We start from the raw sequence: 21,634 nt of genomic DNA on the forward strand, positions 1-21,634 counted from the left end.
ATGGCGAGTATAGTGGCTGGCACTGTGGGTATCATCCTGTTTCTACTGAGCGGAATTCATCTATATTGGGTGGTAGGTGGGAGAAGAGGATTTCTGGCGGCAATACCAAGCGATGGTTCGAGAATAAAATTTCGACCAACGAAAATGGCTACAAGCCTTGTAGCCGTGGCATTAGCTTTAGCGGGTTTGTTTGTGTTAGAGCTTGGGGAAGTCATCGAGAGGCTGATATTTCCTGATTGGTTATTTAACTACGGGGGTTGGGTTTTATCAGGTGTATTCATAATACGAGCGATCGGGGATTTGCGCTGGATTGGTTTCTTGAAGAAACACAAAGGGACCCTATTTGCCAAATGGGACACCTTATTGTATTCCCCGTTATGTCTATTTATCGGGGGATGTTTAATTTTTGTAATAAACAGTTGATAGGGCGTTGTCTTCGGATTGGGGTTCGATTCTCCATTAATTGTTATATTAATATTTGATAATTTAGGGGTGCGAAAATAATGAAAGAATTACAGGCATTTGCAAAACAGTATCAGCAGGAGATGGGATGGAGTATTAACACTGATAATTATGAAAGAAGTAGAGCCTCGCTTTTAGATAATTATATGTTACTAACTACTGAAGTTGCTGAAGTAGCGGAAGAACTACGAAAGGCATTTAATCATACAAATGAATGTATTCGTAACGGTATGGATGAAGATACTTCTTTTCGATTAGCAAAGGAAAATATAAAAGAAGACCTAGGTAAAGAATTTGCAGACTGCTTAGCTTATATGATAAAAATCTCTAATTTTTTTGAAATAGATTTAGAGAAAAGTTTTTATTCAAAAATGGAAGAAGTTAAGAACAGAAAAAACAAGGATATTAGTTTGAAAACAAATGATTAAGGCATGAGATAGGGGATTAATCCCGTTGCGATAACGCGATGTCCTTGATCATTGGGGTGGATGGGCAGAGAGCCACTTAGTGCATCTTCAATTTTGCCATTACGATATCCATGAATAAGAAGTGCTTGTTTTCCTTCAAACCAGGCATGTGTAGGTGCGAGAATAGCACCAGAACTTCGGGCAAGCTCGCTCGTTAAACGGTTTAATTGTGCGATCGATTCAATTGCAAGCGGGCTATTTGGAAATGGATTGTATTGTGTGCAGATAATGATACGGGCAGAGCATTCTTTATTAATTCGAGTTATTATGGCATGTATATTTCGACTATAGTTGGTTGCAATTTGCTGTACAGGTATGGGTTGTTGGATTCTAAGGGAAGACAGTGCGGCATTGGCTAAATCCACTCCCCCAATCCATATCGTCACAACATTAGATCCACGAATAATTGAGGAGCCTCGTCTGTTTATTGCACTTAATAAATCAGTACTGGTCCATCCTGGCCGAGCTAATACATGCCCACTGATCCTATAGGAGTAGGCATTTAATGAAGATACTGCTAATAGTCGATAAGATTTTTCCATAGAAGAGGCATTTTCCCCAAAAGTAATAGAATCCCCAAGAGCTGTATAGATCATAGGATATCACCCACCTAGCGATCAAATATTTGTTTGTTGCGTATTTACATATATAGTATTGAGATCTTGTACAGGTTGTGTGGACATTAACAATTAATGTTTCCATTTTATGTGGCATATTTTTGACGTAATTTAGAACACCATTGACTTTACAAAATAGCATGTTACTATTTAACCGACAGGCAGTCGGTCGGTTAAAAAGGGAGGTATAAGATGAGAGTTGTAAAAGAAGCCGAGGAACGTAGGAACGAAATACTTGATGCAGCGGATCAGCTTTTTGGTCAGAAAGGCTTTGACGGCACAAGTACCAACGATATTCTCGAAAAGGTCGGAATTGCGCGGGGAACGCTGTATTATCACTTCAAGTCTAAGGAAGATATTATGAACGCGCTGATTGAGCGGTATAGTGTTCGTCTTTTAAGTGCGGCACAGAAAATTGGCGTAGACAAGGGCATTTCTTTAAACGAGCGCATTATTGGCGTTGTAATGGCTCTGAACATAAGTGATGGAAGCAGTAAGGAAATTATGGAGCACATTCACAAGCCGCAGAACGCGCTTATGCATCAGAAAATACAAAAGGTCATCATTAACGGCGTTCCTCCGATACTGACGGGAATAATCCGCGAGGGCATCCAGCAAGGATTGTTCAGTACGCCGTTCCCGTATGAATGCATGGAAATGGTTGTGGCATATATGAACACCGTTTTTGAGGATGATATGGTTGAAATGACGAACGAGGAGCGCGCTTCACGCATGCATGCTTTTGTTTTTAACGTAGAAAGGCTGCTTGGTGCCGAAAGTGGAAGTCTAATGTCCGTCGTTATGCAGATGTTTGGCAGCAATGAATAATTCGGGAAAATCGGTTAAAAAGCTTGGGAACAGAGGTGACTTATGTATAACAGAATAATCCGTAATGACATTGTAAAGAGCAAAGCAATTACGCTGACAACAATCATATTTGTCGCTGCCTCAGCTATGCTTGTCTCTCTCGCGGCTATACTTATCGTCAATCTTTCGGGCGCGCTAGATACGCTTATGAAACAAGCTAAAACTCCGCATTTTATGCAGATGCATTCGGGTGAAATTGATAATGCACGGCTTACATCTTTTGCGAAGCAAAATAACAATGTTGATGATTTTCAGGTGATTGAATTTCTCAACATGGACGGTGCGCAGATTATTTTGGGCGATGGTTCGCTTGCAAGTAGTGTTCAGGATAATGGATTCAGCACACAGAGCGAAAAATTCGATTATCTTCTTGATCTTGACGGAAACATCATAAACGTAACCGACGGGGAGCTTTATGTTCCAATAAGCTATATGAGGGACAAAACCACGAAGGTCGGTGATAAGGCCATAATAAGCGGAAAGGAATTTACTGTTGCGGGATTTCTTCGAGATTCGCAGATGAATTCCACGCTCTCCGCCTCAAAGAGATTTCTTGTCAGTAAAGATGATTATACGAAAATAAGAAAACTTGGAAGTACGGAGTATCTGATTGAGTTCAGATTAAAGGATTTGTCAGCGCTCGGCGCATTTGAGACTGCTTATGCCTCCGCAGGACTTGAAGCGAACGGACCAACGGTTACATATAGACTTTTCAAAACGATGAACGCACTTTCAGACGGAATGATGATTGCAGTTTTACTTCTTGTAAGCGGACTTGTCGTTGCAATCGCATTTATGTGCATACGCTTTACGCTCCTTGCGAAGATCGAAGACGATTACCGCGAAATTGGCGTTATGAAGGCAATAGGGCTACGTGTTTCTGACATAAAAAAGATTTATCTTGCAAAATACGCAGCAATTGCGGCGGTAGGCAGTATTCTCGGTTTTGCACTTTCAATTATGTTCAAAGGCATGCTTCTTGAAAATATACGGCTTTATATGGGAGAAAGCGAAAATTCTTTTGTCGCCTTTATTTTCGGAATAATCGGTATAATCCTTGTATTCCTTGCAATTATTGCCTATGTAAGTGGAGTATTGAGACGCTTTCGGAAAATATCTGCTGCGGAAGCAATACGCTTTGGTATTTCACAAGAAAAAAACGCAGGTTCAAAGCTTTTTTGCCTGAGCAAAAACAGACTGCTTCCCACGAATATGTTTCTTGGTATCAAAGATGTTCTCGCAAGGAAAAGACTTTACGCGACAATGCTTGCGGTGCTAGTGATCTCGGCATTTATCATAATTGTTCCGCAGAATCTGTACAACACGATTTCCTCTAAAAGCTTTATTCAATATATGGGTGTTGGAAACTACGATATGCGCATTGATATTCAGCAGGCTGACAATATCACCGAAAAAGCAGCTGATATTATAAAAATGTTGAACAGCGACAGTACCATTTCAAAATATGCTGTCCTTACAACAAAAACATTCAAAGCAAAAAAGGAAGATGGATCGGAGGAAAATATAAAAGTTGAACTCGGTGACCATTCGATATTCCCAATAGAATATTCCGGGGGGAGAGCACCCTCTACAGAAAGCGAAATTGCACTTTCGGCTTTGAATGCCAATGAGCTGAGCAAAAAGATCGGCGATGTCATAACCCTAGTGATTGAGGGGAAAGAGAAAAATCTCAGGATAAGCGGAATTTATTCCGACATTACCAACGGCGGCAAAACCGCAAAGGCTGTTTTTACCGACAATTCGGCAGACATTATGTGGAGCATTATTTGCGCGAAGCTTTCGGATAAATCTCTTGTCAACGAAAGAACTTCGGAATATGCGGACAGATTTGTTTTTGCAAAGATTTCAGACATTGATGAATTTGTTACACAGACATTCGGTTCGATAATAAACTCCGTCAAAAAAGCCTCCAGTGCCGCAATTGCCGTTGCGCTCATTATTACGGTATTGGTTACTTTGTTGTTTATGAAAATGCTTATCGCAAGAGACAAATATTCCATTGCCGTCATGAAAGCGTTTGGTTTTACAAACTCGGATATTAAGACGCAGTATGTTTCGCGTTCGGTATTTGTTCTGATTGTTGGGATTGTCCTCGGCACGCTTCTGGCTAACACTCTCGGAGAGATGCTTGCAGGTGCGGTTATATCCTCGTTTGGGGCGTCGACGTTTAAGTTTGCGGTCAATCCGCTTTCGGCATATCTGTTTAGTCCGTTAATGATGATAGGCTCGGTACTTATCGCAACAATAATTGGCACATCGGGCGCGGGACAAATAAAAATTTCTGAAAATATAAAGGAGTAGGCATATGAAGAAGATTATTATCGGTGATCATATTGTAAAATCTTTCGGCGAGGGCGATGAAAAGCGCAATATTCTCGATGGAGTGTCTGCCTACATAGACGAGGGCGAGTTCGTTGCGGTTATGGGACCTTCGGGATCGGGAAAATCAACGCTAATGTTTGCGCTAAGCGGAACGGATGGCATTAATGACGGAAAGGTCATTATTGACGGCAGGGATTTATCGGGGATCGGGGAGAATGAGCTTTCAGATATACGCAGAATAAAAATGGGATTTGTGTTCCAACAGCCGACTATGATGAAAAATTTGAATATTATGGACAACATCATTCTTCCGTCCATGCGCGACAACAGAAAGAACGCCGCAAAAATTTCGGAGAAGGCAAGAGTGCTTATGAAAAGGGTAGGCATTAAGGAGCTTGAAAAGCGTGACATTACACAGGTTTCGGGAGGTCAACTTCAACGTGCGGGAATATGCCGAGCGCTTATGAACAACCCCAAAATAATCTTCGGCGATGAGCCGACGGGATCGCTCAATTCACAATCTGCGCAGGATATTATGGACATATTTTCTGAAATTAACGTGGAGGGCACTGCGATTATGCTTGTAACTCATGATGCCAAGGTTGCTGCCCGGACGGAGCGTATTATGTTTATGCGCGACGGAACAATCGTAAGCGAACTGAAGCTTCCGAAGTTTGACGGGACGGATATGGATGGCAGGGTCGAGAAAGTAACGGTGAAAATGAGGGAAGTAGGAATATAATATCGGGGAATTTATTTATAGTATAATGTTATTACTATATAGGATGGAAAGTGGAAAGAGGGATCGGATGCCTACTATACTGGTTGCTGACGACGATGCGAACATTCGCGAACTGGTCTGTTTATTTCTACGCAATGATGGTTTCGAAACAGCCGAAGCCTCGGATGGCAAGGAAGCACTTGCGGTCTATGCCTCAACGCATATCGATCTTGTCGTGCTTGATATTATGATGCCGATTATGGATGGTTGGGAGTTATGCAAGGAGCTTCGAAGAAGCAATCCTGATCTTCCGTTGCTTATGCTAACTGCTAGAGGGGAAACATGGGAGAAAGTGAAGGGCTTCCAACTGGGGACGGATGATTATTTAACGAAACCTTTCGATCCATTGGAATTGACGGTTCGTGTTAGGGCATTACTGAAACGATACCGGATTGGCTCCACGCAGGCGATTCGGTTAGGCACCGTCATTCTTGATCGGCAGACCTATAAAGTGATGAAAGGGACGGAGCCGATTACTTTGCCGCTCAAGGAGTTTGAACTCCTTTATAAACTCGCTGGAACGCCTGGACAAATCTATACGCGTGAACAGTTGATTGATCAAATCTGGGGGATTGATTACGCCGGAGACGATCGAACGATAGACGTACATATTAAACGGCTGCGTGAAAGGTTCGCGACAACACCCGATTTTCGAATCGAAACGGTACGAGGGCTTGGCTACCGGCTTGAGGTGTACGAATGATTAAATCTTTATATACACGCGTAGTCCTAATCTTTCTAGTCTCCGTGATTGGGGGTACTTTCATTGCTTTTTTTGTGGCAACTTGGGTATTTAAAGATCAATTGAACGAAAACTTGCGAATTCCCTTACTTCACTTCGGACAGGATATCGCTAGGATCTACGAGACTTTACCATTACCTCAAGCAGACCAGTTCGTAAGTGGAATGAATCAGCTCAAATCTTATCATATTAGAGTTTACGACAATACGGGTGGCTTCCAATCTTACGGGACGCTTAACGGACAGAAATCTGTCACTGTGACTATGGAACAAGTAAAAGAAGTACTCGATGGTCAAGTTGTTCAAGTTAACCCGAGTGGAGTTACTACTATTCTTTTAGGGTTACCATTGAAAACTGAATTGGGAACAAAGGCGATGTTTGTAGAACCGATCTCCCCTCCTTCGGCTTCATTTATTAAAACGTGGATTTTGAACTTTACAACCTATTCGTTAGTAGCAGGAAGCCTCTTGATTGTGATTGCTGCCATATTTCTAGTAAGACCGATCAAAAAGCTTACAAAAGCGACTAGGAGAATTGCAGCTGGAGATTTCAACGTCAAGCTGAATATTAAGCAAACAGGAGAGCTAGGTACTTTGGCTCGGAGCTTCGAAGAAATGATGATTGATCTGCAGCAACTTGAGCAGATGCGTAGGGATTTTGTAACGAATGTGTCGCACGAAGTTCAATCGCCGCTCACCTCAATTTCCGGCTATGCGATTGCGCTTAAGAAAGAGGATATCACAGTTCATGATCGAAACCGTTATCTCGATATTATTATTAATGAAGCCGAACGGATGTCCAAGATGAGTGATAGTCTGCTAAAGCTGAGTTTACTTGAATCACAGTCACAGCAGATGCGGGCGGTCACGCTCAGACTTGATGAACAAATAAGACGAGTCATCGTTGCGATCCAGCCCCAATGGTCCGCCCGCAACATTCAATTCGAGCTTAACTTGAAGGCAGTTACACTAACAGCTGATCATGACCAGCTCAATCAGGTATGGACCAATATACTCGGTAATAGTATCAAATTTTCCAAGGATGACGGCATTATTAAGGTCAGCATCAAGCAAGATATCAATAACGTTACAGTTCGAATATCGGATAATGGCATAGGTATATCGCTAGAGGATCAGAAGCGTATATTCGATCGTTTTTTTAAGGCAGATCGTTCCCATAGTCGTAAATATGAAGGCAGTGGCATGGGACTTGCAATCGTCAAACAGATTGTATCCCTTCATCAAGGCGACATTCGAGTGGAAAGTGAACTAGGCCAAGGTACGACCTTCATTATCACACTGCCAAACATAACGATGACAGAGTAAGTAGCTCCATATTGTATCAATTGTAAATCCTTGTATTCTCTATGCTGCAGCAACATGTGCAAGCTTTCTTGCATGTGATGTCGCAGCATTTTTTCGTTCGTTCATATTCAGTTCATATTCACGTCACGGGGAGTACATCTTCGTCATATATGCTTTCTTTAGCACCCCGTTATGGCTGCCTAAGATATAGATAAGACAGGAGAAGATATGAGTGAAAATACGAGAGATACTGAAATTGAAGTCGGAGACGACTACAAATGGAAAACCAACTAGTAAGCAGAAAAAATGGCTTATCATTTTACTTAAAGTATTAGCAATATTAGTTATAGCCGTCGTCGTATTTATAGCCACAGTTTTTATCGTTAATAAGATCAGCAGCAAGTCAGAGGAAGGGAAGATTATACCTTATGGTCAATCTGTAAAGGTAGATGGGAAAAACATGAATGTTCTGATTCAAGGACAAGGCAAAGAAACGATCGTGCTCCTTCCAGGTTATGGTACAGCAGCGCCAGCACTGGATTTTAAGCCGTTAATTGAAGAGTTATCTCCCTATTATAAGGTTGTCATGGTTGAACCTTTTGGTTATGGATTAAGTGATGGAACCAAAAAAGAGCGAACGACAGAAAACATAGTAAGTGAAATTCATGAAGCGCTGCAGAGTCTTCATATTGACCGTTACATGCTAATGGGTCACTCCATTGCAGGTATTTACGGAATTGATTATGTCAATAAATATCCAACTGAAGTGAGCGCGTTTGTTGGGATTGATAGCAGTGTTCCAACGCAAGGCGGTATGGATGTTAAATTCCCAACGGGTAGCTTTAAACTTCTCAAACAATCAGGTTTCGGCAGATTGCTGTTTAAATTTGGTACTGATCCATATGCGGGACTGCCATATGATGATGAGACAAAAGAACAAATAAGAATGCTTTCTCTCAAAAACATGTATGAACCCACTACATTAAATGAGATGGAACATATTTATTCTAATTTTGTAGCAGCTCAAAAATTAAAATTTCCCAAAAATCTCCCTCTTATCTTCTTTATTCAAGCGAATAATACGGGTGTAGAAGGATGGATACCACTGCATGAAGAGCAGATAAAAGATTCTCTACATGGGAAAGTGATGACAATGGAAGGAAGTCATTATTTACACCATACTAAATCCAAAGAAATCACTGAAAATCTCAGAAGATTTATGGAGGAAATTAAATAAGATTATTTATGTATGAATGAAAATCCACAACCAATGAGGTTGTGGATTTTTGCTTTTTTTCGATATGCATCTTTAAAATGCTCAATTAATCCTTACTCCGGTGAAACTGTCCCGAAATGAATTTTTCTCCCCATTCGCATAGCTGATCCAAGATCGCTTTGAGTGATTCTCCGATTTCGGTCATTTCATACACTACTTTTGGAGGTACTTGATTATAAACGGTCCTGAAGATGATTCCATCGTCCTCTAATTCTCGAAGTTGCTGGGTTAACACTTTTTGTGTAATTCCAGGCATGGCTTTCTTAAGTTCGCTTGTTCGCTTCGGTCCATAGGACAAGTGGCAAAGAATCAGTGTTTTCCACTTGCCTCCGAGAACATCAAGTGTGGCTTCTGCGGGGATATTGTACGTGTGCTTCGGTTGTATTTCCATGGGATCTCTCCTCCTGTCGATGCATGTAATTTAGAGCAAAAATACAGATACTTTTCGGTACCTATATAACTTTTTGGTACTTATAGCACAATATAGTGCGTTCTTCCCTAATGTCATTATATGGAACATAATCTTCATATACCAGATTCAAATTTAAATAGCTGTGGAAACAAGGTGATACAGCTGAAAGGGGATGTTACAAATGCAAAGAGGTGCAAGTAATAAAGTATCGTGGGGGTTGTTGTTCGTGTTATGCGGGGCGATCTTCCTCGAAGGCATTGATGTATCGATGATGGGTGTGGCCTTGCCATCGATTCGCACGGAGTTAGGCATGTCCACCAGTGAGCTAAGTTGGGTAGTAAGTGCATATGTACTCGGTTATGGAGGTTTCATGCTACTACTCGGTGGGCGAGCAGCAGACTTACTTGGCCGTCGGAGAATGTTTCTTACTTGGTTATTCATTTTTCTCATCTTCTCAGGTATAGGTGGATTTGCTACTGAGGGTTGGGTTCTCATTGTCGCTCGTTTCGTGACTGGTGTGGCTGCTGCATTCATGACACCTGCTGGCCTCTCCATTATAACGACGAGCTTTCCCGAAGGTCCGCAGCGCAACAAAGCGCTCTTAGTCTACGCGGGTACGGCAGCAGCTGGTTTCTCACTTGGTCTTGTCGTCGGCGGTTTGCTCACGGCAATTGATTGGAGATGGGTGTTCTTCGCTCCAGTGATACTGGCACTGGTCATTCTTCTGGCTGCGATTCGTCTTATTCCGAAATCGGTCCGCCCAGAGCGTTCATCACATGGTTTTGATTTTGCTGGAGCAATCAGTGTGACGGGAGCGATGCTCCTTCTCGTCTCGACGGTGGTGAATGCGCCTGAAGTAGAAATGGCTTGGACAATCGGAACGCTGGCCGCTGGTCTCGTGTTCCTGGTCGCCTTCATTGTAGTTGAAAAGCGATCGGCAGCACCGCTAATGCGACTTGGCATCCTTCGTTCAGGATCGCTCGTACGCGCTAATCTTGGAGCTATATTGTTCGCTGGCGCTTTCTTCGGCTTCCAGTTCGTCGCTGTCTTGTATCTTCAGGAGCTGCGTGGTTGGTCAGCGCTTGAGACTGGTCTTGCGCTCCTTGCTATTGGTGTTGATGCTATTCTTGCACCGACGCTTACACCTAAACTTGTTAGCAAATTCGGTAACGTGCGAGTTATATTCGGGGGATTATTGCTGGCTGCATTGTCTTACGCCCTATTTCTTCCGGTTAGCCTCGACTGGAGCTATGCAGCAATGTTTCCTACCATGATTCTTACCGGCATCGCTTTTTCGCTAACCTATGGTCCGCTTACTATCGCGGCTACAGATGGAATTGCTGAAGAAGAGCAAGGGATTGCCGGCGGACTTCTGAGCACATCGATCCAGTTTGGCGCAGCTCTCGGCCTTTCGGTGGTGACGGCTGTCAGTGTCATCGCAACGGGAGATCAGGATTCGCCTCAGGCAATCTTGGAGGGATTCAAAACTGCTCTGATCGTTCCGGTTGGTGCAGCCGTCCTAGGAGCTGTTATTATTGCGACTGGTTTCCGAAAGCGCAAGGTACTTCGAGAGATCCATTAATTGTAAGAAACCCTTATTGAAAGAGAAACTTAATATGCGATTGGGGTGAACGCTACATCCAGGGGCATCTTAATAGGTCTCAGTACAAGCATGCTGACATAAGGAGCATTTGAGGCGTCTTTTTTTAGGTCGGGCATGGTGTAGAGTCTATGAAACTAGTCAAGTATCTATTACGCATTAAAATAAAATGCATAACATGGTACATCCCCATCAGGAGGTGTGTCCGATGCATAGGCGAAAGAAACCATGCGATAGAATCTGTCATAAAAAGGCAGGAGTTAAAGTTATTTGTCCCCCACCTAAGATTACGGTAATTGCACCGCAAGGAGTTCCCGGACCTCAAGGTCCTGCTGGGCCACAAGGACCAACGGGACCTGCCGGATCCCCTGCGCTGCTCACATGGTACGATTTCATCGAAATACCTAATCCCATGCTACCCGGAGGTGCGCCGATTACTACGCTCACGCTTCCAGTGTCGCCGGCCACCGTTGGACCTGAGGTCCCTGTCAGCAGTCAATTCCTCACCTTGAGCAACATTAATGTAAATAGCCGCGTTGTCCTTCGAGCGACGGTCGTCTGGAGCTTCACGTTTGTTACCCCTATTAGTCCTGAACTCGCCGTAGCGAGCCAAGTCATGCAGTTTAGTATATTTCGAGATGCTCCTTTAACGGGGGTACGTTTGAGTACGGTTATAGACACCGGAAGCATAACACAGGTCAATGTGACAGGCATGATTACAGCCCAGGCAGGGGGAACGTTCACAACCACCTTTGAATGCACGGATACGGGAATACTCGGTGCGACCCATAATTACTACCTTACCGCTGCTTCTGGGGTAGTCTCGGGTTTTAGTGTGTCAGGAGGCGATGGTCCAGTTCCCATAACCGACTTCACGAATCCAACCATCATTGAGGTTCACTTCAATGGAGAGGTGATCGGTCCAAACGTTGTCTAATCGAGATAATAGCCGAATGATATCATTGCGCATTTATTATTATTAATCGAGCGAGACAAACGTGAGAGTTATATTTGGGGGGTTAAGTCTGACTGCTTTGTCTTATGCTTTGTTCCTACCGGTCAGTCTCGACTGGAGCTATGCAGCAATGTTTCCTACCATGATACTTACCGGCATTTGGTCACTGAAAACAAATAAAAGATCAGGCGGTGAGCTAACTGTCTGATCTTTTATTTATTTTTAACTAGAGAGATATTTAGGTGTGTTGTTTCAAGTATGTCCTTTAACAAAATAAGTAGAGCCATGCTCATGCAGTCGGATTAATTGTGTTGCCATGTATTTGGGCGAGTACTGCATGTCATTTTCAAGCCAATACATAATGATCCCTAGATGGGCTGATGTGACATAGCGGACAATTATATCTCTGGGCATCGTAACTTGACTGTCATTGGGCTGGGCAATAATCGAACGTTGATATAGGGAATCCCGGATGATATTCTCCATTCTATGGGACAAGCCGGGTAATCCATTGGACCCAAGCATCACACGATAAAATTGGGAATGGGCTACAATATGTTCAAACTGACGGATAAACGAATCAGGAGGCGTATTCGTATCCTTAATGAAGCCAGTAGCATCAAAATTTGGGGGTAATTGAAACGCAGTTAAAAACTCATGCATCATCTCATCGACTATTTTCTGTAAGAGATCGTGTTTGTCTTGATAATGAAGATAGAATGTGGCTCGGTTGATTTCCGCACATTCCGTAATATCACGCACGGTGATATGATCGAAGCCTTTCTTATCCATTAACGATAGGAATGCATCTCTAATGAGATGAAGTGTTCGTTTAACGCGCAGATCAAGATTAACCTTCTTATTCGACATTGGAATCTCCTTTGTATCTTATTGTGGATTTGTTCAACAAGGATTTGTTATCTATCGATAATACGACGATTGTATTATGATTGTTGGTTGTTCCTTCCATATATTTACTCTAATATAAGCTACACATCGATGTTAAAGCAACACGATGTTGATTAAAATTATAGGAGAGGTGTTTGAAGGAATGCCAAATGACAAATCAAAAGTACGACTCATTACGATCGCATTGTTACTGGGACTGCTGCTGTCCTCATTAGATCAGACTATCGTAACAACCGCTATGCCAACGATAAGCAAGGAACTAGGGGGGCTATCATTCTACAGCTGGGTATTTACCGTCTATATGCTTGCTTCAACTGTGACGATGCCGATTTACGGGAAATTAGCAGATATTCTAGGACGTAAGAAAGTTATTTTGAGTGGATTATCATTGTTTCTTATAGGTTCAGCATTATGTGGATTTGCAGGGAGTATGACGGAACTCATCATTTACAGGGGGATTCAAGGTTTGGGAGCGGGAGCGATCATGCCCCTATCCATGACAATCGTGGCAGATATATACCCTCCCGATAAGCGTGGGAAATTCATGGGATTGTTCGGAGCCGTATTCGCGATAACTAGCGTTCTCGGACCGACTATTGGTGGAATTATTGTAGAACAATTAAGCAGGGGATGGATTTTCTATATCAACCTTCCGATTGGCATACCAGCGCTCTATATACTAGCAGTAGTCATGAAAGAAAGCAGGAGCTCAGAGAAACGATCGATCGATTGGTTAGGCGTTATTACATTGAGTCTTGGCATCCTATCGCTGCTGCTTGCACTCGTGTTAGGTGGTGGTGATACGGGAAATGGAATAGGGTATGATTGGACATCTCTTCAAATTGTTGGATTGCTTAGCGTTGGAGTCATTATGATTGTTCTATTCTTGTGGATAGAGACGAAGGCAAAGGAACCCATTATTCCATTTTCTCTGTTTAAAATTCGTACCATAGCCTATGGAAATATAGTTGGTTTTTTTATGAGTGCAGGATTGTTCGGTGCGATGGTGTATATTCCATTAGTCGTACAGGGCGTTATCGGTGTTAAATCGTCAGTTGCGGGTTACATACTGACGCCACTCATGCTTGCAGTGACGATTACATCGATCGTTGGCGGTCGTCTAATGAGTAAGATATCTTATCGAGCGATACTTGTTCCTAGCATGACGCTCATGACGATTGGATTTTTTCTATTTTCCCAAATCACAGTAGATACGACACAGACACAAATGATCCTCTATATGATTATTGCTGGACTCGGCATGGGCGCTGTCTATCCAACTGTTGGAACTGCTGCACAGAGTGCGGTCGGAAGTGAACTTCGTGGAGTCGCCACATCTTCTTCTCAGTTTTTTCGATCTATTGGGGGGACGATCGGAGTCAGTGTATTAGGTAGTCTGCAATCCCAGCAGATATCCTTAGGACTCATCGAACTCCAAAAGAAGCTGGATACACTTTCGCCAGATCAATTACAGCATTATGCCAATCCTCAGGTACTTCTGGATTCTAGTGCCCGAGCCACTTTGCCTCCTGAAGTATCAGTTGGACTTCAAGGTGTATGGAGTAACGCGTTAGCTCATGTATTCTTAGTTGGGATGATCTTTGTAGTTATTGGGCTTATTGCAAGTTTCTTTATGGGTCATGCTCGATTAGTAGAGAAGGTTAAACAGGTTCGGACGATTGATTGAACGAATAGGTTCTGGCGAATTGTGGTTCTACACAACCACGGTTCGCCTCCATTAAATCATGAAAAAGGTTATATTCAATTACTGAGATTTCTGATGCAACTAAGTATGCTAGAATGGTGGTTAATTACTCTTAGAGTTTAAGCGAGGCGATGAAGGAATGGATGTGCAATCGACAAGGCAGCGTATCCTGATCGAAGCGGAGAAACAATTTATAGCGATCGGGATTGCGAATGCACAAATGAAAGATATTGCATCGGCTGTAAATATCAATAGAAGAACGCTCTATCGCTATTTCCCCACGAAAGATGAATTAGCTTTTGAAATTGAGATCTTAGTAATGAAGCAAATACAAGATTATCTGACGCTGGATATCGGGGATATGACCGGTAAGGCTGGTTTTGAAAAAGTAAAAGCGTACTTCTATCAGGTTGATCTGGATAAAGTGAAAGAGCAGATCAAATTTACTGCTGAGTTCGATCGATATTTTCAAGGCGATTATCCGAATTCGGAGCTGGAACAATCATTTATTGAAGCATTAAATCCGGAGCAGGACCCGCTGTATCAATATATTCGCGAAGGGGTGGAGGATGGTTCTATTCGTAACGATATGACGGTCGAAGAGCTGTACCACTTTATTAGTCACAGCTTTATCTCCCTCTTCCAACGTTTAATCTTAAGAGAGAACCACTTGAAGCATGAGTACTGCGATAATATTGATTTTCACAAATCATTTCGCAACATTATGTTGAGCGGAATACAGCGCACATGAAGATCGAAGTCGATTGACTGCGATTCCATGTGCGCTGAACTTGCGACTATAGGAAACTACGGTGTTAAAATCACCCTTACAACACCGCAATATGGCGTAGCCCAGAAACTTCCGAATACGGATTCATCGCCATTACGAATGCGAGTAGGTACGAATTCACCTGTATCTAGCAGATAGCCTTCTTCCACAGAAAGATAGTCCACGGGGGTTTGGATTAATGACATTTTCAAAGCATCAAGCCATCCAGGTCCTGAACTCGGAACCATAAAGAGATGGAAGTTGCCAGCTAGGAAAAATTCATGCGGACCAGCTTCAATGATAAGCCCGTGTTTAGGTCGTCCTTCAGTCAACCGGGGATTACGGATATGTCTGTGGTCTTTACAATCGCTAGTTGGGCCCATATTGATAAAAGGTACGGCTCCAATAAATTTTTCGAATTCAAAACTCTGATTCATTTGATAGTCCTCTTCAACAACGGCATGAATTCTGCCTGTGCCTTGATACTTCTGAATCAATGGTAATAGGCTCATGACGCTTCGGAAGCTCTCGGCGAATAATATGTTATCTTCTAGCAAGTTTCCTTCCATATCCAAGATACTGTCTACACCAAAACAAAAGTAACCGATCGCGTTATAGTCAGCTAAAGCTCGAAGCATATTTCTCGCATTAAGCCCGTCTGTACCAGATTCCGGAACAAATAAAGGGTTATCTGACCGGAGATAGTCCTCGCAAATAATTCTGTAGTCCGTATAGTTTACATTGTAAATATCCGGTGCGATTAGATCCAAATGTGGTGTTGCCAATTTCCAAATGTCTAGTGTGGTTCTGACAGGTCCACCAGCAGGATAGAACCCTGGAATCGGCCAACCGGGAAAAGAAACCCAAGCATTCGTATACAGAGGAATGTTATACACCGCGCGACCTTCTGCAGCAATATGATCGATATATTTGGCAATGGACCAAGCGGTGCAGAATTCGCCGCCTGATGTACTAAAAACCTCATTCCAGCTTCCTTGTTCTTTACCCCCGTTCTTCTGTAAAGCTTTCCAGACGTGACCTTCTCCAAGCCCCTTCACATGTTCGAGTAGTTCAGAGGGAACATCTCCAGATAATGCAGCATTTGCCTGAGGCGAGTAATCTCGATCACAGCCAAGAATACCCGGTTCATTCTCTACTTGCACCGCAATGACCGTCTGAGTCTCGCTATCGTTATTTTTAAGATGCCCCATCAAGGCTTGGAACGCTCGAGCATCCGCATGAAGGGATTCCTCACAGTAAGACGAAAGGATATTCATTGGAACACCGTCGCTGCGAAGCACCCTTGTAAATCGCTTCTTGTCTGACTTGACCCAAGTAGGACAATAGCGCATTTCGCCATTCTTCCAAGTGGCAAACCACAATATGATCAGGTGCAAGTTACTTTTGCGGCACTCCTCTAGCAACATGTCTACCGTAGAGAAATCAAATTCCCCCTCAGCCTTCTCCACTTGGTCCCAATAGACCGGAGCTTCTAACGTATTGCCTCCGAGTGTCATGACGCCAGCAATAGCGGATGCCAATTCTTCAGCGTTATAGGCGCTGGAGTTTTTGGACTGTCCTCCCATTGGCATGAATGGTTTTCCCTTAACTGTAAACATACAATCATCTCCTATTCCTATATGCAAATGAGGTAATAATAAATTTCAACTTACGCGTGGTGAGTCGGTTCTTGGGCGTCTAAGTTTCCTATCGGAAGAGGGCTTGCACTGATTTTTTTCTCATCGTATTTAAGAAAAGCGAGTAAGGACAAGAGGGCAACAAAGGCAGCAACAATGACAGAGATTCGGATACCGGAATCATTATGAACAGAGTTTCCAATAGCTAGTAGGGTAGGTAAGAGGATCACAGATAAAGCGCTTCCAAACTTCGTTATAAACGACCGAACGCCAAAGTATAACGCCTCTTTGTTTTCTCCACTTGAACTAGCGTCATATACGGCACAATCTGCAATGATGGCATTGGGCAATATGCCGGATATGGCGGAGGTAACGGCAGAGAGAATAATAATAGGAATCAACTGAATAAATCCATCAAACGGAAGCATCCCCATAAGTGCGATATAGATGAAAGAAACAATAAGAAAAACAAACGATACAATCATGAGCTTCTTCTTGCCATAACGCTTGCTTAATCGATTGACCAGTGGATACAGCAGGAACGAGAGTACTCCGACGGCAGCAACGATCACCCCGACATCCGTTTCCTTCTGTCGTGCCAGCACCGTAATGTAATAAACAAGGGAGGATTGAAAGAACGTGTTGGTGAACCAGTACCCGAGCTCGCTCGTTAAGAAAGATCTGAAGTCTTTATTCTGAAGGATAGATTTAACGGATGATTTAACGTCTAGGCTTGTTGCGTGGGTGAAACCATATTTATTCTCATCAATCGTATAGCCGGGTATGAGCATAAGAATGAATGCAATAGCTGCGAGTCCAGCAAAAGTCCACTGGATAGCGGCGGTTTTGGGAATGTCGAAGACCGTCATGACGATCTCCCAGATATTAGGGGCAAAGGTTGCAATAATCAGACCAAGAAACCAGGTAACTGAGATATACGTCGAAAGATCGATTCGATCTTCTGTGCTACGGCCGAGTTCACTAAGAAGTGCTGTGTAAGGGATCACATAAAAAGTAAAAGCAACAGAGTATAGAGGCAGAAGGATGAATAGCCATATGGAATTAAACGTGTGAATGCCATCTTGAAAAGGAACGACGAAGATGCACACGAGCATAACAGCGCAAGGCAGGGCACTTCGTCTTAAAAAGGGTGTCCGTCGCCCAAGGCGGTGTTTGCTTCGATCACTTCTACTTGCGACCCAAAGGTCGGTCAGTGAATTGATTAGTGTATTGAACCCCATGATGACGCCAATCATCGTAACGCCCATAAACACACTATCTTGCGGGATCACCACATTGATGCCGGATTCTGCTGGTGGTAAATAAAAATAGACGAGCCATGTTCCTATGATTCCCGCCAAAATGGACCAGCCTAGTTGCCCAAGTGAATAGAAAATCCTAATCTTCCTTGGCAATTTCACCATCCGACCCCTCCTTTGCTATTGTGCATCCACGTAATGCCACGCGTGTGGCATACAAAAATTGTACAATATTGGAAATAATGGCGTCAACATTCTTTTTATGCCTCAACTGTGGAAAGGGACTCACAATCATGGAATAAGTAAAACAAGCAGGTCTTCATAAAGCTCAGTCCGAATAGAAGAAGAAGTAATTGCATACACAAGAAAGTGGAGAGTAGCAGGGGATAAACACATTGTGGTTTACGTCCTGCTGCTCTTTTTTAAGGAGGAGACGAGATGAAGGTTCATTTTCTAGGAACAGCTGCTTTTGAAGGCATTCCTTCGTTATTCTGCCATTGTGATACGTGCAAGCAGTCTAGAAGATTAGGCGGGAAAAATATTCGGACGCGCACATCAGTTCTTATTGATCAGGTGTTGAAGGTCGATTTTCCACCGGATACGTACTATCACTTTTTACGGGATGGGATCGATTTGGATCAAGTTCAGGACTTATTGCTGACCCATTCACATTCGGATCACTTGTATGCGGAGGATTTAGTCATTCGGGCGAAAGGCTATGCGCAGTATGATGAAAGCCGCCAAATACATATTTATGGGCATGATTTGCCAATTCGCAGTTGTAAGGAATTACTCGAGTCGGAACAACATCATTATCAGATGCATCGGATATTGCTTTTTGAAACGATTCAAACCCAAACCGCTGTTGTTACCCCCTTGTTAGCGAGCCATGCTCCGAATGAAACTTGTTTGGTGTATTTCATAGAGAAAGATGGGAAAGCGATTCTATATGGACATGACAGTGGATGGTTTCCTAATTCTACATGGGATTGGCTCAAAGGTAAGAAGCTGGATCTGGCGATATTGGAGTGTACGACAGGTAACGCGGCACGTTGTAGCGGGCATATGAATGTAGAAGATGTACTGGGTACGCGCGATTGGCTCATGGAGCAAGATGTAATGAAGGCAAACGGTAAGGTTGTTGTAACGCATTTCTCCCATAATGCACATCTGTTGCATGACGATTTGGTGCAAATTTTTGAACCGAATGATGTGATCGTCGCATATGATGGCATGCAAATTGACTTTTAATCGAATGATCGTTTATTATAGAATGCATGAGACATAAAGATGAGAATAAAAGTGAAGCAATATTTCGGGCAACCATACAATTACTCAATGAGATTGGGTTCTCTGATACTTCCATGTCGAAGATAGCTAAGCGTGCGAATGTATCGCCTTCGACGATCTATGTTTATTTTGAGAATAAGGAGGATATGTTAGGTAAGTTGTATTTGAACGTGAAGAAAAAATTGAGTTTGATCATGCTTGCAGGGCTAGATGAATCCGTATCTGTTCGAGCAGGATTAGAGTTAGTCATCCGTAATTACTTGTCATACACGTTAGAACATAAGGAAGATTTCCTATTCATTGAGCAGTTCTGCAATTCGCCAATCATTGAAAAACTAAATCTGGAAGACGCGAAACTGATGTTTCAACCGTTCTTCCAATTAATCGAGCGAGGCAAGAAAGAGAAGTTAATTAAAGACTGTGATCTTATGCTGCTTCTCGTATACATTCAGACGCCATTAACAGAGATGGTGAAGCTCCATCTTAAAGGTGAATTCGAGTTCACAGAAACGAATATAAAGCATATGGTTCAAATGTGCTGGGGTGCCATTAAAGCTTAAGGGTGTCCCTCTTTTAAACTAATAAATAAACGAACATTCGATTAAACTTCAAGTTCATATCAACAGGGAGGTTGTATGAAAAGAATTATGTTGTACTTACTTATAATTGTAGTAGTTGTGTGTGTTGCAGGGTTATTATTCTTAAAGCTAAATCCGGTGTTTGGCGGAAGTGTGAGTAAACAGCAGAAAGAAGCATTTAGTAAACTAGATAACTATGTAGATGGGAAATTCGAGAATGAAGTACCAGCGAAGATGGATATGGGGATTTCGAATATATTCTCGATGCTTAAAGAAATGATTGTAGGTGGGAAAGATCGCAATCCAAGTGGGCAGCTTCCGATCTCTCCAATTGATTGGGAGGCCATTCATAGTGAGCAAGATAGCTTAACTTGGCTGGGGCATTCTGCTTATATCCTTAGTATGGATAACAAGAAAATTCTGCTGGATCCGATGTTAGGTCGTGTTGCTTCACCAGTTACTTGGGTTGGAAGTAAACGTTATAGTGAAGATTTGTTACCTCTTATTGATAAAATGCCACAGATTGATGCTGTGCTCCTTACGCATGATCATTATGATCACTTGGATTATCCGTCCATTCAGAAGCTGAAGAGCAAAGTGAATCATTTCTTCGTTCCACTTGGTGTGGGCAATCATCTGACTCGCTGGGGAGTACCCCAAGAGAACATTACGGAGCTGAATTGGTGGGATGAAACGGAGTATGAGGGACTCAAGTTAGCTTTGACACCGTCCAAACATTTCTCGGGAAGAGGCTTGTGGGATCGCAATTCAACGCTATGGGGCGGTTGGGTCATTCTTGGCAAACAGACGCGTTTCTACAGCAGTGGGGATGGCGGATATGATGCACATTTTAAAGCGATCGGTAAAAAATATGGTCCGTTTGACATGACACTCATTGAAGGTGGTCAATATGATAAGCGTTGGTCTTGGGTCCATATGACGCCAGAAGAAGCAGTTCAGGCACACTTGGATGTAAACGGGAAAAATATGAAATTAATGCATTGGGGCGCGTTCACACTTGCTTACCATAGTTGGACGGACCCAATAGATCGGGCAATAGTCGCAGCAGAGAAAGCGAATGTGAATCTAATTGCACCGCCAATTGGCGAAACGGTTCCTTTAACTCGTGAGATGTCTGTACCTATTACTTCATGGTGGAAGCAATGATAATGAGGTGATTCGATGATCATTCGTGAGGCTTGTAACTGTCCCTTAGAGGTTGTTCATGGCATGATTAAGGGTAAATGGAAGACGATGATTGTCTATCAATTAAAGGATGGAAACACGTCCTTAGCTGAGCTGGAGCGGGGGATTGAACAGATCACGCAGAAGATGTTGTTACAGCATCTAAAAGAGATGCAAGCAAGTGGCATCGTCGATAAGATTACAGGTGAAGGCTATCCGCTGCATGTTGAATACTATCTGACGGATCGTGGCAAAAAGTTGCTCTCTGCGGTGTTGATCATGCAAGAGATCGGGATCGATTACATGGTTGAGCAGGGTCAAACGGAACTTCTTGATCGCAAAGGGATCGATTATAAACGTTGAAATCTTGTAATAGGTAATAGATACCCACAAAAAAGTGGGTAATTCACGGCTCACTTGCCCGACAGTATAATTCGTTGTAGAAACAAAATTAACTGTGCGAAGAGGAGCCGTGG

Annotated in this window: 22 protein-coding genes; 16 read left to right on the forward strand and 6 right to left on the reverse strand. The window is 42.9% G+C overall.

Features of this window, described 5'->3' with window-relative positions; genetic code table 11:
- On the forward strand, positions 1–423 hold the full coding sequence (locus NV379_RS12050; RefSeq protein ID WP_258207564.1) for a DUF3995 domain-containing protein: 423 nt from the start codon (positions 1–3) through the stop codon (positions 421–423).
- A gap of 80 nt (positions 424–503) precedes the next feature.
- Positions 504–890: a MazG nucleotide pyrophosphohydrolase domain-containing protein gene (locus NV379_RS12055; protein WP_258207565.1), complete on the forward strand. Its 387-nt coding sequence runs from the start codon at positions 504–506 to the stop codon at positions 888–890.
- Here the strand turns inward: NV379_RS12055 and NV379_RS12060 are convergent.
- Complete coding sequence (locus NV379_RS12060; RefSeq protein ID WP_258207566.1) at positions 887–1,525, reverse strand: SGNH/GDSL hydrolase family protein; 639 nt, start codon at positions 1,523–1,525, stop codon at positions 887–889. The two genes, NV379_RS12055 and NV379_RS12060, sit on opposite strands and share 4 nt — an antisense overlap.
- A gap of 213 nt (positions 1,526–1,738) precedes the next feature.
- On the opposite strand from NV379_RS12060, the gene NV379_RS12065 reads away from it, so the two are divergent.
- From NV379_RS12065 to NV379_RS12090, 6 genes are all read left to right on the forward strand, one after another.
- The gene (locus NV379_RS12065; RefSeq protein WP_258207567.1) at positions 1,739–2,374 is read left to right on the forward strand and encodes a TetR/AcrR family transcriptional regulator; all 636 of its coding nucleotides are present in this window, start codon (positions 1,739–1,741) and stop codon (positions 2,372–2,374) included.
- Positions 2,375–2,416: 42 nt separating this feature from the next.
- Positions 2,417–4,735, forward strand: a complete 2,319-nt coding sequence (locus tag NV379_RS12070; RefSeq protein ID WP_258207568.1) for an ABC transporter permease — start codon at positions 2,417–2,419, stop codon at positions 4,733–4,735.
- Between the two features lie 4 nt (positions 4,736–4,739).
- Entirely contained in the window at positions 4,740–5,498 is a 759-nt protein-coding gene (locus tag NV379_RS12075; protein ID WP_258207569.1) for an ABC transporter ATP-binding protein, read from the forward strand.
- 67 nt (positions 5,499–5,565) lie between these two features.
- Positions 5,566–6,240: a response regulator transcription factor gene (locus NV379_RS12080; RefSeq protein WP_258207570.1), complete on the forward strand. Its 675-nt coding sequence runs from the start codon at positions 5,566–5,568 to the stop codon at positions 6,238–6,240.
- Positions 6,237–7,604 carry a sensor histidine kinase gene (locus NV379_RS12085; protein ID WP_258207571.1) on the forward strand — a complete coding sequence of 456 codons (1,368 nt, stop codon included), beginning with the start codon at positions 6,237–6,239 and terminating at the stop codon, positions 7,602–7,604. Before NV379_RS12080 ends, NV379_RS12085 begins: the two co-directional genes overlap by 4 nt.
- Positions 7,605–7,839: 235 nt before the next feature.
- A complete protein-coding gene (locus tag NV379_RS12090) occupies positions 7,840–8,820 on the forward strand; it encodes an alpha/beta hydrolase (protein ID WP_258207807.1) in 981 nt (326 codons plus the stop codon).
- An 85-nt stretch (positions 8,821–8,905) separates the two neighbouring features.
- Here the strand turns inward: NV379_RS12090 and NV379_RS12095 are convergent, their stop codons facing one another.
- Positions 8,906–9,250, reverse strand: coding sequence for a winged helix-turn-helix transcriptional regulator (locus tag NV379_RS12095; RefSeq protein WP_258207572.1), 345 nt, complete (start codon positions 9,248–9,250; stop codon positions 8,906–8,908).
- A 202-nt stretch (positions 9,251–9,452) separates the two neighbouring features.
- On the opposite strand from NV379_RS12095, the gene NV379_RS12100 reads away from it, so the two are divergent.
- Positions 9,453–10,853, forward strand: a complete 1,401-nt coding sequence (locus tag NV379_RS12100; RefSeq protein WP_258207573.1) for an MFS transporter — start codon at positions 9,453–9,455, stop codon at positions 10,851–10,853.
- A gap of 339 nt (positions 10,854–11,192) precedes the next feature.
- Here NV379_RS12100 and NV379_RS12105 read toward each other — a convergent pair whose 3' ends face one another.
- The gene (locus tag NV379_RS12105) at positions 11,193–11,318 is read right to left on the reverse strand and encodes a hypothetical protein (RefSeq protein WP_258207574.1); all 126 of its coding nucleotides are present in this window, start codon (positions 11,316–11,318) and stop codon (positions 11,193–11,195) included.
- 7 nt (positions 11,319–11,325) lie between these two features.
- Here NV379_RS12105 and NV379_RS12110 point away from each other — a divergent pair, with 7 nt between their 5' ends.
- On the forward strand, positions 11,326–11,808 hold the full coding sequence (locus NV379_RS12110) for a hypothetical protein (protein ID WP_258207575.1): 483 nt from the start codon (positions 11,326–11,328) through the stop codon (positions 11,806–11,808).
- 270 nt (positions 11,809–12,078) lie between these two features.
- On the opposite strand, the gene NV379_RS12115 is transcribed toward NV379_RS12110, so the two are convergent.
- Complete coding sequence (locus tag NV379_RS12115) at positions 12,079–12,696, reverse strand: TetR/AcrR family transcriptional regulator (protein ID WP_258207576.1); 618 nt, start codon at positions 12,694–12,696, stop codon at positions 12,079–12,081.
- Positions 12,697–12,877: 181 nt separating this feature from the next.
- Here NV379_RS12115 and NV379_RS12120 point away from each other — a divergent pair, with 181 nt between their 5' ends.
- Both NV379_RS12120 and NV379_RS12125 read left to right on the forward strand, forming a co-directional pair.
- Positions 12,878–14,422, forward strand: coding sequence for an MDR family MFS transporter (locus tag NV379_RS12120; RefSeq protein ID WP_258207577.1), 1,545 nt, complete (start codon positions 12,878–12,880; stop codon positions 14,420–14,422).
- A gap of 157 nt (positions 14,423–14,579) precedes the next feature.
- Positions 14,580–15,191 (forward strand): TetR/AcrR family transcriptional regulator, encoded by a 612-nt coding sequence (locus NV379_RS12125; protein ID WP_258207578.1) that lies wholly within the window; start codon positions 14,580–14,582, stop codon positions 15,189–15,191.
- Between the two features lie 56 nt (positions 15,192–15,247).
- Here the strand turns inward: NV379_RS12125 and NV379_RS12130 are convergent, their stop codons facing one another.
- Both NV379_RS12130 and NV379_RS12135 read right to left on the reverse strand, forming a co-directional pair.
- Positions 15,248–16,828 carry a DUF5597 domain-containing protein gene (locus tag NV379_RS12130; protein ID WP_258207579.1) on the reverse strand — a complete coding sequence of 527 codons (1,581 nt, stop codon included), beginning with the start codon at positions 16,826–16,828 and terminating at the stop codon, positions 15,248–15,250.
- A gap of 50 nt (positions 16,829–16,878) precedes the next feature.
- On the reverse strand, positions 16,879–18,270 hold the full coding sequence (locus NV379_RS12135; RefSeq protein ID WP_258207580.1) for an MFS transporter: 1,392 nt from the start codon (positions 18,268–18,270) through the stop codon (positions 16,879–16,881).
- Between the two features lie 273 nt (positions 18,271–18,543).
- Here NV379_RS12135 and NV379_RS12140 point away from each other — a divergent pair, with 273 nt between their 5' ends.
- The 4 genes from NV379_RS12140 to NV379_RS12155 all read left to right on the forward strand — a co-directional run bounded on the left by NV379_RS12140 (position 18,544) and on the right by NV379_RS12155 (position 21,521).
- The gene (locus tag NV379_RS12140; protein WP_258207581.1) at positions 18,544–19,356 is read left to right on the forward strand and encodes an MBL fold metallo-hydrolase; all 813 of its coding nucleotides are present in this window, start codon (positions 18,544–18,546) and stop codon (positions 19,354–19,356) included.
- A gap of 26 nt (positions 19,357–19,382) precedes the next feature.
- Positions 19,383–19,955 carry a TetR/AcrR family transcriptional regulator gene (locus NV379_RS12145; RefSeq protein ID WP_258207582.1) on the forward strand — a complete coding sequence of 191 codons (573 nt, stop codon included), beginning with the start codon at positions 19,383–19,385 and terminating at the stop codon, positions 19,953–19,955.
- Positions 19,956–20,042: 87 nt separating this feature from the next.
- Positions 20,043–21,140, forward strand: coding sequence for an MBL fold metallo-hydrolase (locus NV379_RS12150; protein ID WP_258207808.1), 1,098 nt, complete (start codon positions 20,043–20,045; stop codon positions 21,138–21,140).
- Between the two features lie 15 nt (positions 21,141–21,155).
- A complete protein-coding gene (locus NV379_RS12155; protein WP_258207583.1) occupies positions 21,156–21,521 on the forward strand; it encodes a winged helix-turn-helix transcriptional regulator in 366 nt (121 codons plus the stop codon).
- The last annotated feature ends 113 nt before the right edge of the window (positions 21,522–21,634 follow it).

The organism is Paenibacillus radicibacter, from assembly GCF_024721995.1.
Taxonomy (GTDB): Bacteria; Bacillota; Bacilli; order Paenibacillales; family NBRC-103111; genus Paenibacillus_AM; species Paenibacillus_AM radicibacter.